This window comes from Spirochaetota bacterium, from assembly GCA_026415295.1.
In the GTDB taxonomy this organism is placed as follows: Bacteria; Spirochaetota; JAAYUW01; order JAAYUW01; family JAOAHJ01; genus JAOAHJ01.
The window spans coordinates 1-15230 of the sequence record JAOAHJ010000039.1 but is presented as its reverse complement, the minus strand read 5'-3'; the positions used below and the strand labels follow the sequence as shown (position 1 = coordinate 15230).

At 25.1% G+C, this 15230-nt stretch carries 9 protein-coding genes; 8 read left to right on the top strand and 1 reads right to left on the bottom strand.

All coding sequences use genetic code 11. The features are described 5' to 3' along the window. Positions 1-153: 153 nt before the first annotated feature. The 6 genes from N3A58_08700 to N3A58_08675 all read left to right on the top strand — a co-directional run bounded on the left by N3A58_08700 (position 154) and on the right by N3A58_08675 (position 9366). Positions 154-2037: a 2-oxoacid:acceptor oxidoreductase subunit alpha gene (locus tag N3A58_08700; protein ID MCX8059476.1), complete on the top strand. Its 1884-nt coding sequence runs from the start codon at positions 154-156 to the stop codon at positions 2035-2037. A gap of 88 nt (positions 2038-2125) precedes the next feature. Beyond that, positions 2126-2911, top strand: a complete 786-nt coding sequence (locus N3A58_08695; protein ID MCX8059475.1) for a thiamine pyrophosphate-dependent enzyme — start codon at positions 2126-2128, stop codon at positions 2909-2911. Between the two features lie 304 nt (positions 2912-3215). Further along, positions 3216-5021: an ABC transporter ATP-binding protein/permease gene (locus N3A58_08690; GenBank protein ID MCX8059474.1), complete on the top strand. Its 1806-nt coding sequence runs from the start codon at positions 3216-3218 to the stop codon at positions 5019-5021. Between the two features lie 101 nt (positions 5022-5122). Beyond that, complete coding sequence (locus N3A58_08685) at positions 5123-7297, top strand: ABC transporter ATP-binding protein/permease (GenBank protein MCX8059473.1); 2175 nt, start codon at positions 5123-5125, stop codon at positions 7295-7297. 194 nt (positions 7298-7491) lie between these two features. Continuing rightward, complete coding sequence (locus N3A58_08680; GenBank protein MCX8059472.1) at positions 7492-8142, top strand: hypothetical protein; 651 nt, start codon at positions 7492-7494, stop codon at positions 8140-8142. A 45-nt stretch (positions 8143-8187) separates the two neighbouring features. After that, positions 8188-9366, top strand: a complete 1179-nt coding sequence (locus N3A58_08675; protein ID MCX8059471.1) for an HD domain-containing protein — start codon at positions 8188-8190, stop codon at positions 9364-9366. Here the strand turns inward: N3A58_08675 and glpK are convergent. Next, positions 9363-10844, bottom strand: coding sequence for a glycerol kinase GlpK (glpK, locus tag N3A58_08670; GenBank protein MCX8059470.1), 1482 nt, complete (start codon positions 10842-10844; stop codon positions 9363-9365). The two genes, N3A58_08675 and glpK, sit on opposite strands and share 4 nt — an antisense overlap. A 282-nt stretch (positions 10845-11126) precedes the next feature. On the opposite strand from glpK, the gene N3A58_08665 reads away from it, so the two are divergent. Next, positions 11127-13220 carry a cation:proton antiporter gene (locus tag N3A58_08665; protein MCX8059469.1) on the top strand — a complete coding sequence of 698 codons (2094 nt, stop codon included), beginning with the start codon at positions 11127-11129 and terminating at the stop codon, positions 13218-13220. 194 nt (positions 13221-13414) lie between these two features. Further along, the coding region (locus tag N3A58_08660; protein ID MCX8059468.1) for an ABC transporter substrate-binding protein at positions 13415-15230 on the top strand (1816 nt) is incomplete at its 3' end.

The window sequence follows — 15230 nt, the reverse complement described above, 5'->3', positions numbered from 1 at the left end:
TAAATTTATCTAAATTTAAAAATAATAAATTTTTTTTCTTATGACAATATAAAAAATATAAATTAATAATAAATTTAATATTTATTTTTTATAATAAAAAATATAAAATTGAAAAAAAAATAAATAGGATTATTTTATAAATTGGAGGCAAAAATGATAGTAAAAGAAGAAGATGTTTCTATTCTTTTAAGTGGAGCAGCAGGGCAAGGGTTAAATACTGTTGAAGATATAATCTTAAGTTGTCTTAAAAAGGAGAGATATTTTGTTTTTGGTACTAAAGAATATATGTCAAGAATTAGAGGGGGAAATAATTCAACTTATATTAGAATTGCTTCTGAAATTAAAAACTCTATAACAAATAAAGTTGATTTTATTTTTTTAATAAATAGAGATTCATTGAAAAGGCATATTGATAGAATTTATGAAGACACATACATTTTTTATATAGATAACTTTTTAACTGAAGAAGATAATGATAATATTTTTAGAAGTTATTTAATAAAAAAAAGAGATTTAGATGAAAATTATTTTAGTAAAAATTTTATAAAGATAGATTATTCTTTTAATACTTGTAATTACTCTTTTGGAATCCTTTATCCTATATTCATTTCAGGTTTAATTTGTAATTTATTTGGAGCAAAATTAGATAATATTTTAGGTATTATAAAAGAAAAGTTTTCAAAAAAGGATAATAAAACAATTGAAGAAAATTTAAAATATTCAGAAGAAGGCTATAATTATGGGTATAAATTTAAAGATAAAATAATTATTAATATAGAGAAAAATTTGAATGATAACTATGATTTTATATCAGGTGCTCAATCAGTAGCTATGGGTGCAATCAGAGGGGGTTGTAATTTTATTTCTTCATATCCAATGTCTCCAGCAACTACTGTTTTTACATATCTATCAAAATATTCAAAATCTTTTGATGTTAAATTTGATAATCCAGAAATAAAAAGAAAAAAAATTGTAGTTGATCAAGCAGAAGATGAAATTGCAGCTATTAATATGGCAATAGGAGCTTCATATGCAGGAGCTAGATCTATTGTATCAACATCTGGAGGTGGATTTGCATTAATGACCGAAGCTGTTAGTCTTGCAGCAATGACCGAAACCCCAATAGTAATTCATATTGGACAAAGACCTGGACCTGCAACAGGGCTTCCAACTAGAACAGAAGAGGGAGATTTTAATCTTGTAAGATATTCAGGCCATGGAGAGTTTCCTAGAGTTATTTTAGCTCCGTCAACTCCTGAGCAAGCATATTATTTAACTGCTAAAGCTTTTTATCTTTCTCAAAAGTATCAAATTCCTGTATTTATTTTAACCTCACAATATTTTCTAGATTCTATATTTACATGTAAGAGATTAGATGATTTAAGTTCTAAATTTGATTTTGATATTAATAGTGTTTTTATTGTTAAAACAGAAAAAGATTATATAAGATATAGATTGACTGATGATGGAATATCTCCAAGAGGTGTGCCTGGATATGGTGATGGTGTTGTTAGGGTTGACTCAGATGAACATGATGTTTATGGGCATATTACTGAAAGTGGTGAAGTTAGAAAGATTATGGTAGAAAAGAGAAATAAAAAAATTAATAAAATTTTTGAGGAATTTATTTCCCCAGAATTTTATGGAGATGAAAATTATGACATTTTGCTTGTTTGCTGGGGTTCTCTTTTTAATATAGTTAAAGAGGTTTATAATATTTTAAAAAATAGATTATTTGTACCTTACAAAAAAATAAATAACATAAAAAAGTTTTTTGAGAATATAAAAATTGGCATAATTCATTTTTCTCAAGTTTATCCAATACCTTCTTATGCAGAAATATTAAAATATTTTCAAAAAACAGAAAATATTATTCTTGTAGAGCAAAACTATTCAGGACAGTTTGGTAATTATCTTAAAGAGGTTTTTAATTTTGAATTTTCTTTAAAAATATTGAAATATGATGGGTATATAATGACCCCTGAAGAAATAATAGATAAATTATATTTATTTGCTAAAACAAAAATTATAATTTAAATAAAATTTTTTAATTAAATTTTATATAAAATTTTATTTATTTTTTAAAAAATAAATTTTTAAATTTTAATAAATTGAGGAAAATAATATGAGTGATTATAAAAATGATAAATTTGACATATTTGAAATAAATAACAAAGATTTAGCGTGGTGTCCTGGATGTGGTAATTATGATATTTTAAATTCTTTAAAAGAAGCTCTTGTTGAGCTAGAAATTAGTCCTTCTAAAGTTGTTATTGTTTCAGGGATTGGGCAAGCAGCAAAAATACCTCAGTATATAAATGTTAATATGTTTAATGGTTTGCATGGAAGGGCTCTACCTGCTGCAATTGGAATTAAACTTACTAATCCTGAGTTAATAGTAATTGCTGAAAGTGGAGATGGTTGTTCTTATGGAGAAGGTGGGAATCATTTCATTCATACAATAAGAAAAAATCCTGATATTTTAAATATAGTACATAATAATCAAATTTATGGTTTAACAAAAGGACAAGCTTCCCCTACAACAAGACGAGGTCAAAAAACATCTCTTCAATTTGATGGAGTACCATATTATCCTTTTGACCCTATTGCAGTAGCAATTTCACTGGATGCATCTTTTGTTGCAAGAAGTTTTTCAGGTTATAAAGAGCTTACTAAAGAATTAATAAAAATTGGAATTCAACATAAAGGATATGCTCTTTTAGATATTTTACATCCATGCGTTTCCTTTAATAAAGAAAATAGTTATCAATGGTATAAAGAAAATACTTATATTTTACCTGAGAGTTATAACCCTAATGATAGAGAGAAAGCTTTTTCTATAGCTTCAGATAAAACTAAAATAGCCTTAGGTTTAATTTATATCAATAAAAATAAAGAAATTTATCAATAATTATTTTTAATTTTAAAGCATTTATTTTTTCTTTATTTGAAATATATATTTTTTATTATTTGATCTTTTAAATTGTTTATAATTTAAATATTTTGATTAAATAATTGATTAATAATTTATAATTTTTAATAAATAAAATTAAAATTATATTATTTTTAATAGTTAAGATTTCTTAACAAATATATTGCAAAAAAAAAATTATTAAGTAAATTCAATTAAAGGGAAATTACTATTAATTTTTATTAAAGATAATATTAATAAAGTTCTGCAAGTTTTATTAAAATATAAATAATGAGGAAATAGTATGGAAATTAAAAAAAGTTCTATGGCCAAAGCTGAAGATATAATTTCTAATAAAGAAGCTTCAAAATTTTTATGGGGATATATCAAGAGAAATTTTTTACAAATGATTTTTGGAATTTTAGTTTTAGTTGTTGTTGATTTATTGCAACTAATAATACCTAAATATGTAAAAGAGTCTCTTGATTTATTGTCAATGGAATATTTTAGTGAAAAATTAATATTAATAATTTTTATTAAAATTATGATTTTATCATTTTTGATGGCTTTTTTAAGAGTTTTCTGGAGACTTGGAATTATAGGGGCTTCAAGGAAAATAGAAAAGCAGGTTAGAGAAGATATGTTTTTAAAAGTACAAAGTTTGTCTTTTAATTATTTTAATAAAACTAAAACTGGGGATTTAATGGCATTAATGATTAATGATGTTAATGCTATAAGAATGGCTACAGGGCCCTCATTTATAGCCCTTACTGATGCTTTGTTTATGGGGACTATGTCTCTTATCTTTATGTTTGCTTTATCTGTTAAAATTACTATTCTTTCAATAATACCTCTAGGTTTTATTGCTATTATTTCTGCAATAATATCTCCTCGTTTAAGGACATTTTTTTCTCAAGTTCAAGAATCATTTTCTTCAATTTCAATGATAACTCAAGAAGTTTTTTCAGGGATAAGAGTTGTTAAAGGTTTTAATCAAGAAAAGGATGAATTAATAAATTTTGAAAAGCGTTGTGATGATTATGTTTCAAAAAATCTTAAGTTAGTTAAAATTTGGGGTATTTTTTTTCCAATAGTTATTTTTCTTTCTTCTTCTTCCATTTCATTACTTTACCTTTTTGGTGGTAGAGGTGTTATGATTGGTGAGATATCTCTTGGTACTCTTGTTGCTATGACCATGTATTTAGGACAATTTGTATGGCCAATGATGGCTATAGGTTGGCTTATTAATATGTTTCAAAGAGGTATTGCCTCATCTAAAAGAATACTTGTTCTTTTAAAAGAGGTACCTGAAATAAGTGATAATGAAAAAACAGATTTTAAAATAGATAAAATAGAAGGTGATATTTTGATAAAAGATTTAACTTTTTCTTATAATGGGGAGAAGGAAGTTTTAAAAGGTATAAATTTACATATAAAAAAAGGTAATTCATTAGGCATTATGGGTAGGCCAGGTTCTGGAAAATCAACTTTGATATCAATTTTATTCCATCTTTTTAATGTTGAAGATGGAAAAGTTTTTATAGATGGTTATGATATTAATAAAATCCCAATAAAAACATTACGAAAATCCATTGGTTATGTTCCTCAAGACTCTTTTTTATTTTCAGATTCTATTAAAAATAATATAACTTTTGGAATCGAAGATGATAAAGTAGACTTTGAAATTGTTGAAAAATATGGGAAAATAGCTTCTATTCATAAAGATATTATTAATTTTCCAGCAGGATATGAGACTATTGTTGGAGAAAGGGGTATAACATTATCTGGGGGACAGAAACAGAGAATAGCTATTGCTAGAGCACTTATAATAAATCCATCAATTTTAATTTTAGATGATGCATTATCTTCTGTGGATGCTAATACTGAAAGAGAAATTCTAAATAACTTAAAAGAGGAAATTAGAAAAAGAACATCTATAATAATAGCTCATAGAGTTTCTACTGTTAAAGATTGTGATGAAATTATAATATTGGATGAAGGGAAAATAATTGAAAGAGGAACTCACGAAGAATTATTAAAACTTGATGGTTATTATGCTAAATTATATGAACTTCAAAAACTTGAAGAAATTGTTTTCGAAAAGGAATAAAATAGAAACTATTATTTTTTAAATAATATAATATTATTTTTAATTAATTTTATTTAAATTTTATATTAATTTTTTGAATATTTATTGGAGGAAATTTTTTTATGGATTTTTATCATGAAGAAGATAAAAATGAAGGCAAGCTCTATTCTAAAGAAGTATATTCTCTGTTATTCAAATATATTTTTAAATATAAAAAATATTTTATTCTTTCAATTTTATTTGTTTTTATAATAAGTGGTGTAACTGTTGTGACACCTTATATTTCTAAGATAATTGTTGATAGGTATATTTCTAAAACAGGAAAGATTATAAATAAAGATATTTTTTATAAACTTGAAACAGATGATTTTTATAGAAAACAACTAAAGAAAGGGATTAAACTTAGCAATGAATACATTTTTATACTTAATTCTGATTTAAAGTATTTTTCTAAAAAGAAAATGGAGTTTTATACTGAAAATAATGCAATTTTGAATAAAGATTTTTTATTAATTGAGTTAGATAAAAATAAAATTGATAAAAAAATTATTGAAAAATTAGATAGTTTAGTTCTAGAAGATAAAGCCAATAAATTTGGTATTAGTTTTTATACTATAGATTCAAAATATTTTAATAATTTTACTTTTAATGAGCTTGTAATAATTAGAAGTAAAGATTTTAAAAATGTTATCCTCTATTCTCTATTAATAATATTATTATTGTTTATACAATTTTTTATTACTTATATTCAAATAATATTTTTAATGAAACTATCTCAATATTCTATGAGAGATTTGAGAGAAGACCTTTTCAAGCATATTACTTCACTTGAAATTTCTTTTTTTGATAGAAATCCTATTGGTAAAATTGTAAATAGAGTAACTAATGATATAGAAACATTAAATGAGTTGTTTTCAAATGTATTAGTAACCCTTTTTCAAGATATTTTAATGATGGGGGGAATTGCTATAGTGATGTTTTTTACTGATATTTATCTGGCATCAATAATAGCTATATCATTTCCTTTTATTGTAATTTTAACTATATATTTTAGATATGCAGCAAGGGAAGCATATAGAAAGATAAGAACTAAAATATCACAATTAAATGCTTTCTTAAATGAAACAATTACTGGAATAAGAATTATTCAGATATTTGTACAAGAGATAAAAAATTATAAAAAATTTATGAAAAACAATAATGAACTTTATAAAGCAAATATAGAACAACTATATGTTTACGCTACATTTAGACCATTAATAGGATTTTTAAGATGGTTTGCTTTGGGAAGTTTAATCTATTTTGGAGCGAAAGGTATACTGCAAAATAGAGTGTCTTATGGATTAATTATAATGTTTGTTGCTTATATTGAATCATTTTTTTCTCCAGTTCAAGATTTTGCAGAAAAATTTGATATAATGCAATCTGCTAATGCAGCAGGAGAAAAAATACTTTCTATATTAAATACAAATTTTATGAATGAATTTAAAGAAGAAGAAAAACTTAAAGATTATGAAAAAAAATATATTAAATTAACTTATAATGCTGATGATTTATATAGATTTAAAGGACACATAATTTTTGATAATGTATGGTTTTCTTATACAGGCGATGATAATTGGGTTTTAAGAGGTGTTTCTTTCGAAGTAAAACCACAAGAATCACTTGCAATAGTTGGAGAAACTGGTGCTGGTAAAACTACTATTACAAATATTCTAAATAAATTTTATAAGATTCAAAAAGGGAAAATATTAATAGATGGGAAAGATATAAATGATATACCTCATTCTATTCTGAGAAGAAATATTTCAATTGTTATGCAAGATGTTTTTCTTTTTTCAAGGACTATTAGAGAAAACATTGTATTAAATAAAGAATTTAATGAGGAATACTATAAACTTGTTAAAAAGTTAACTTTTATAGATGATTTTATAAATAATTTGAGAGATAAAGATGATGAAGAAGTTATGGAAAGGGGGGCAACTTTTTCAGCGGGTGAAAAGCAACTTCTTTCTTTTGCTCGAGCTCTATATTTTAATCCTTCTATACTTATCCTTGATGAAGCTACCTCAAATATAGATACCCATACTGAAAAACTTATTCAAGAAGCTATAAAAAACCTTATGAAAGGAAGAACAACAATTGCTATAGCACATAGATTGTCAACAATAAGAGATTCCAAAAATATTATTGTTCTAGATAGAGGGAAGATTGTTGAACAGGGAAACCATGACGAACTTTTAAAAAACAAAGGTATTTATTATAATTTATATAAATTACAATTTTCAAAAATATAATTTTTTTATATAAAAATATAATTTTAATTTTTATTTAATTAAATATTTTAATAAAAAAATATATTTTCATCAATTTGTTGAATTTATATCTTTATATGTTAATATCTAAATATATGTTTATTATTGTTATTTTTTAATAATAATAGATAATTATAATATTAATTTATTTTATTATACTTTTGGGTTAAATTTAAATGAGTGACTTAAATGATATTGATAATAAGTTTGACGATAAAGCAACTGATTTAAGAGAATTAATAAAAAAAAGTGCAATTGAGTTTAAAAGAAATTGGGTGTCATTTGCAAAAGTTTTATCAGAAGTATATAAGGAAAAGCTTTATCAGAATTGGGGATATTCATCCATTTATGAATATGCAAAAAAAGAACTTTTTATTAAAAAAGAGACAGTTTTTAAATTATTAAGTTCTTATGATTTTTTAATAGAAGAGAATATTGTATTCGAAGATAACAATATACCACCTTTGGATTCAATAATTGGTCTTGCAAAGCTAAAAAATACTGTAAATAAAAATTTAGAAAATAATAATTTAAGTTCAGATAAAGTTAAAGATATTATACAAAATTATAGTAATATAAAAAATGATGTTCTTCAAAAGGGATTAAGTTTAAATACTATAATAAAAAAAGGTAAAAGCATCATAAATGATAATATTTTAGATGATAATGAAAATACAAATGAGAAATTGAGTAGCATAAATCTATCTAGAGAAGAAAAAAAGAGAGCACTATTTCATTTAAGAAGACTATCATATATTATTATAAGGGATGATACCCCTACTAATATTATAAATTCAATTAAAGATATTGAAGAGTTCTTATCATAATATTCATAATTTATTTTATATTACATAAAAAAATTTGGATTAAAAATGAAATATAAAGATGAATATATTATTAAGAACCTAAAAACAATATTTAATAAATATAGGCTTTATTTTATTGGATTATCAGCTTTAGAATTTTTCTATCATAAAAATACTTTTAATTATTTTATAATTTCTGATATTGATATTGTTGAACTATATAAGAACCAAGATTCTGTTTATAAATTAGATTTTGAACCATTTGATTATGCTATAAAATTTAATGATATTTTTGTTTATTTGAGAATATATAAATATAATTCTTTAGATGATAAAATATATCTTCAAAATTTTTATAAACATATAAATCATCCACTTCTTTTGCCTTTTTTTTATGATTTACACCAGGATATTCTATATGATTTTTATTCATTTGGCGCAATGTATAAGGGAAATAAAATCTATGAAAAAATTATTTTAGATTTTGATGATGATTATAAAATTTATTCTTTGTTTTATTTTAATAGGTTTGCTTTATTAAATGATATAAAAAAAGATGATGAAAGTTTTAAAAAAAACATAAATGTTTACTTCAAAGATATTGAAAAATATAAAAATTATATATTTAATTGCTATACAAGATCTGGATTTATTAATAAGTTTGCTTTTATTTATTTTATTCTTATAGATAGATTTAATTATTATTTATTAAGATTATTGGATAGTTTATTTATATTGAAAGAAGTATTTCCTGATTTATATAAACTTAAAGAGGTATATCATAACAAAGAAAATCATCCAGAGGGAGATGCTTTTGAACATTCTTTAAGAACATTAAGATATCTTAGATCAAATGATTTTGTATTAAATTTTTCAGTTCTTTTTCATGATATTGGTAAATATGAAGTTAAAGATATTAAATATAGGGATGGGGAAAGAGATTGGAAATTTCCATATCATTCTAAAGTAGGGGTTAATAAAGCTTTGAATATAATCGCTAATTGGAAAAAATATTTATATTTTTATGAAAAGTTGGAAGAAAGAATTACCTATCTTATAGGAAACCATATGATTATTTCATATATAGACAAATTAGATGATAAGGAAGTAAGTAAAATTATAAATAATAATGATATTAATAATCTTGTTAAACTTTATAAATCAGATCTTCTTTCATCTATGTCGGAGTTAACAAATTATAAGAAAATAGTCTCTTTCTTAAAAAGAAAAGGATTAAGTATTTAAAAATTTCTTATTTTATCTATAGCCTTTTTCCAATGGTAATATAGATTATTTCTTTTTTCTTCATTCATATTAGGTTTAAATATTTTTTCAACCTTATATATTTTTTTGAGTTCATCAAAGGATTTAAAATAACCACATCCGAGAGCTGATATAAGAGCAGCACCAAGAGCAGTTGTTTCAGTTATTTTTGGTCTTATTATTTCAACATTTAATATATCTGCAAGGAAATGTAAAAGAAAATTATTTTTTGCAGCACCACCATCAACTTTTAATGAAATTAATTTTTTATTTGAATCTTTTTCTATGGCCTCTACAACATCTTTAGTTGAAAATACTATTCCTTCAAGTGCAGCTCTAACAATATGTTCTTTTGTGGTATCCCTTGTTATTCCAAAAATAGCACCTTTTGCTTCAGGATCCCAATATGGAGCTCCCAGTCCTGTAAAAGCAGGTACAAAATATATACCACCATTATCAGGAACAGCATTTGCAGCAAGTTCAGAAGAGGGAGAGTTTGGTATAATTTGTAAATTATCTCTTAACCATTGAATTGCAGCACCAGCTATAAAAATCGATCCTTCTAGAGCTCTAAAGGTGTCTCCATTAATTGTCCAGGCTATTGTAGTTAATAGTTTATTTTTTGAATGATAAATTTCTTTTCCTATATTAAACAATATAAAACCACCTGTTCCGTAAGTCATTTTAGCTTCACATTCTGAGAAACATGTTTGTCCAAAAAGAGCTGCTTGTTGATCACCAAGTATGCCAGTAATTGGAATTTCTACACCTATTAGAGATTTATCAAGTTTTCCAAAATATGAATTTGAATCAATAGCTTCAGGTAAAATTGAAGGATCTAGTTCAAAATAATTAATTAATTCATTATCCCACTTACAAGTTTCAATATTAAATAACATTGTTCTTGATGCATTTGAATGATCAGTTTTGTGAGATTGTCCTCCTGTAAGTTTGTAAAGTAACCAAGAATCAATTGTTCCAAAACAAAGCTTTTTTTCTTTTAATAGTTTTTTAGCTTTATCAACATTGTCTATTATCCATTTAATTTTTGTGGCACTAAAATATGGATCAACAACAAGTCCAGTTTTTTGAAAAATTATTTTATCATAATTTTCTTGTTTAATTTTTTGGCATAACGGAGTTGTCCTTCTACATTGCCAAACAATAGCATTGTAAACAGGATTTCCACTATCTCTATCCCATAATACAGTTGTTTCTCTTTGATTTGTGATACCAATAGAAACAATTTGTTCAGGTTTTATATTTGCTTTCTGAATTACTCTTTTTATTGTTCTAAGTTGAGTTTCCCAAATTTCTTCAGGATTATGTTCAACCCAACCTTTTTGGGGGAATATTTGGTTGAATTCTATTTGATCAATTGCTACAATATCTCCTTTTGAATCGAATAGTATTGATCTTGATGATGTAGTTCCAGCATCAAGAGCTAGAAAATAATCCATAGGCATAATAAACCTCCATAAAAAGTGATTTTTTAATTTATAATTTATTAATTTAAAATTATTGTTTTAATTAATTTTATTTTATAAATTTAATAATTCAACAAAAATAAGAAAATTAATTTTTTAAATAATTTATAAATAAAATTTTTAGAAAAAATATTTTTAAAAACTATCTTTTAAAAATTAATTTTACAAAAATTAAGGTTGACATTTATATTTTATATTATATGAATTTAGAAAAAATTTATTAAAAAATTCTATAAATATTTATAGAGGCTATTTATGACAGAGTTAATGTTAGTATTTGTTATTCAGGTCGGAATTATTGTTTTTGCAGCAAAAATCGGGAATTTAATTTTTGAGAAGTTAAAATTACCTGGATTATTAGGAGAATTATTAATTGGCATTTTAATAGGTCCATATTTATTAGGCAGTATTCCTTTACCTATTAGTGGTTTTGAAAATGGAGTTTTTCCATTAAACCAAGAATTCCCAATATCTAAAGAATTATATGGTTTATGTACTATAGCATCAATTGTACTTTTATTTAATGTTGGATTAGAAACTGATATAAAATTATTTTTAAAATATTCAGTTGCTGGGTTTTTTATTGGTCTTGGGGGTGTTTTAGGCTCATTTATTTTGGGTATATTAGCAGCATATATATATAAAGTATTTATATTAAAAACATCTTTTATATTTACTAGTCCCTCTACACTTTTTCTTGGAGTAATGAGTACAGCAACTTCAGTTGGAATTACTGCAAGGATTCTCTCTGAGAGGAAGAAACTTGAAACTCCGGAAGGGGTTTCTATACTTTCAGCTGCAGTAGTAGATGATGTACTTGGAATAATATTTTTAGCGATAATACTTGGAGTTGTTAATTCATCTTCAAATTCAAATAAAATAGATTGGGTTAAAATATCTTTAGTTGGAATAAAAGCTATATCTGTTTGGCTTGGAGCGACATTTATTGGATTGCTCCTATCCCAAAAATTAAGTAAAACATTAAAATTATTTAAACATAAGGTATCAATTTCTATTATGGCACTGGGTTTATCTTTAATTGTTGCTGGTTTGTTTGAAGAAGCAGGACTTGCACTTATTATTGGTGCTTATGTTACAGGTATTTCACTTTCAAATACTGATATAAGTATATTGATAAGAGAAATGCTCCAACCAATATCTGAGTTCTTGATACCAATTTTTTTTTGTGTAATGGGAATGCTTGTTAATATAAAAGAAATGATAAATATTAATGTTTTAACTTTTGGAATTATTTTTCTAATATTAGCAATTTTAGGAAAAGTTATAGGTTGTGGATTTCCTTCATTATTTTTCAATTTTAATTTTATTGGAGCACTAAGGATTGGTTCAGGAATGATTCCTAGAGGAGAAGTAGCTTTAATAATAGCTGGTATAGGAATTGCATCAGGTTTTATAAGCCAAGAAATATTTGGGGTTTCTATTTTTATGACTTTATTTACTACAATGATTGCTCCAATTTTAATGCTAAAGTTATTTTTAAATCCAAAATCAGGTTATAAAGTTAATAAGACAGAGGAAGAGACATACAAAACTACAACTTATCAATTTCCAAATGAAGATATTACAAATCTAGTCCTTGGCTATATTCTTAAAATGTTTGAAGAAGAAGGTTTTTTTATTCATATTATTAATCAGGCAGAAGAAATATATAATGTTAGAAAAGATACAAGTTTTATTACAATTGAGAAAGAAGAGGATAGAATTATTTTAAGTTATTTTAATGATGATGATTTAAAACTAATAAATGCTATTTTCATAGAAGTAATTGCTAATGTTGAAAAAACTATAAAATCTTTACAAAAACCTATTGATACAAAAAAGGCAATAGAACAATTTATAGGTTCAGATAATATTGAAGATAAGATTCAGAATAAAAAATTTGCTTCTGAATATGCTTCCTATTTTTCAAAATTACTTATTATTCCAGATTTAAAAGCATCTACAAAGGAAGAAGTTATAAGAGAACTTGTGGATAGAATTATTTTATTTAATCCTGGATATGATAAAGATCTAATTATTAAAGACATAATTGAAAGAGAAAGGAGCATGAGTACTGGAATGCAATATGGAATAGCATTACCTCATGCTAAAACACAAGCAGTAGACAAATTAATATGTGCAGTAGGTATAAGCAAAAAAGGTATTGATTTTAACTCTCTTGATAAAAAACCATCTTACATTTTTTTTATGGTTTTATCTCCTAAAGGAGAAAATGTTTCCCATTTAAAATTTATGGCATATATTGCTTCAATTTTAACAGCAGAAAGAAGAGAAAAACTTATAAATGCAAAAACAATTGATGAAATATATAATATAATTATAGAATAAATTTAATAATTAATTGTTAACAAATAATTTAAGTTATTAAAAAATATAAATATTAATGAAAATAAATTTATTTTTTACCAATAAAATGAAAATTAAAAAAAAAATTTAAAAAATTCTTTACTTTTTTATTTTTTATATTAATTATTATTAATAAATTAATCAGAGTAAAAACTCTGAAATAATAGGAGGTAAAAATGAAAAAATTTATTCCTTTTCTGATTGTTTTTGCAGTTATGATTTCTATACTTTTTACTTTTGGACAAGCTGCAAAAAAAGGCCCTATTGTTGATACCATTTTAGTTGATGTAAGAATGCAAGAAGATGTTGGTATGAAGGATGCAGCAGAAGGTAAAACAGACATATTCTTTTGGGGAGTTCAAGGAAGAACTTATAAAGCTTTACCAGATGATGTAAAAGCTAAACTTGATGTTTACAGGATTCCTTCTGGTTCATGGTCTATTAATATTAATTCATATCCACATAAAGCTCCTTACGTTGCAAATGTTGGTGGCAAAGATCAATTTAACCCCTTTGCAATTCAAAAAGTTAGATTTGCATTAAACTGGTTGATTAACAGAAAGTATATTATTGATGAAATTTTAGGTGGTGACGGACAACCAATGTTTACAATGGCTACTCCAGGACAACCAGGAACTTATAGATATGGTTTAATAGCTGCAAAACTTGGTATGACAGCTACAGGAAATGAAAAGAAAGCTATTGAAGATATAAATGCTGCTTTAACAGAAGCTTCAAATTTACCTGAATTAAAAGGTAAACTTGTTAAAAAAGATAACTTTTGGTATTTCAATAATGAACCTGTTACAGTTAAATTTTTGATAAGAGTTGATGATCCAAATGGAAGATTAAGATCAGGAAGATATATAGCAGATCAAATAGAAAAAGCAGGAATTAAAGTAGAAAGACTTGAATGGGATAGAAAAAAAGCTATATCTACTTCTTACTATACTGATCCTAAAGAAATGCAGTGGCATCTCTATACAGAAGGTTGGGGTGCAGGTTCAACAAGAAAATGGTGGGAAGGAACTATTGCTCAGATGTATGCTCCATGGTATGGTTACATGCCAGGTGGTGCTGATCCAGCAAAATGGAATTATGAACAAAAAGAGATTGATGATTTAACTAAAAAACTTGTTAATGGACAATTTTTAACTGAACAAGAATATTGGGATATGGCACTTAAAGCAGTTGAATTAGGATTGAAAGAAGCAATGAGAATATATATTTGTTCACAAGAACAGTATTATGTTGTAAATAAAGATAGATTTGTTGATAGAATGGCTTACGGTGTTGGTGATGGTATGAATCATTGGTCTTTAAGAACAGCTGATGTTAAACCAGAAAAAGATGGTTCTAAAGTTTTAAGAATGACTGAATTTTCAGCAAAAGGTGCTCTATTTATGTCAGCTTGGGACCCAATTGGAGTAGATGGATTTGCAGATGTTTACAGTAGAGTTTTAATGGAGCCAATGAGAGATTTTGGTTCTTTTGAATCTCCATATTCTGCAGATATGATGCCATGGAGAGTTCAATGGGATTTAAATAAACTTCAGACAAAAGGAACAATTGATAAAGATGGCAAACTTGTTGGACAGATTCCAGTTCCAGCTAATGCTATATGGTATAATTCTAAAACAAAAAAATGGGAACCTGTAGCAAAAGGAACAAACTCTTTTGCAACATGTACATATAAATTTGTTTTCTCAAAATATCATAACGGTCATCAACAAAGATTGGTTGATGTTTTATATGCAATAGCTTTCTCTGTTGAATGGGCAAATAAAGATGGTGATAATGATAAATATTATGATGATCAGTATTCGAGTCAAGTTAAACCAGGTCTTGATATTATAAAAGGAATTGTAATTAATAATGATGGAACTATTACAACATATTATGATTACAACTGGCCAATGGAAAAAGCAAGAGTAGCTTCAGCAGGTGCTTTCTGGGTTCCTTTGACTCCATGGCCAATTTATGAAGCAATGG

Coding starts and splice junctions, on each gene's coding strand:
- N3A58_08700 (MCX8059476.1), top strand. CDS start 154: ATGATAGTAAAAGAAGAAGATGTTTCTATTCTTTTAAGTGGAGCAGCA.
- N3A58_08695 (MCX8059475.1), top strand. CDS start 2,126: ATGAGTGATTATAAAAATGATAAATTTGACATATTTGAAATAAATAAC.
- N3A58_08690 (MCX8059474.1), top strand. CDS start 3,216: ATGGAAATTAAAAAAAGTTCTATGGCCAAAGCTGAAGATATAATTTCT.
- N3A58_08685 (MCX8059473.1), top strand. CDS start 5,123: ATGGATTTTTATCATGAAGAAGATAAAAATGAAGGCAAGCTCTATTCT.
- N3A58_08680 (MCX8059472.1), top strand. CDS start 7,492: ATGAGTGACTTAAATGATATTGATAATAAGTTTGACGATAAAGCAACT.
- N3A58_08675 (MCX8059471.1), top strand. CDS start 8,188: ATGAAATATAAAGATGAATATATTATTAAGAACCTAAAAACAATATTT.
- glpK (MCX8059470.1), bottom strand. CDS start 10,844: ATGGATTATTTTCTAGCTCTTGATGCTGGAACTACATCATCAAGATCA.
- N3A58_08665 (MCX8059469.1), top strand. CDS start 11,127: ATGACAGAGTTAATGTTAGTATTTGTTATTCAGGTCGGAATTATTGTT.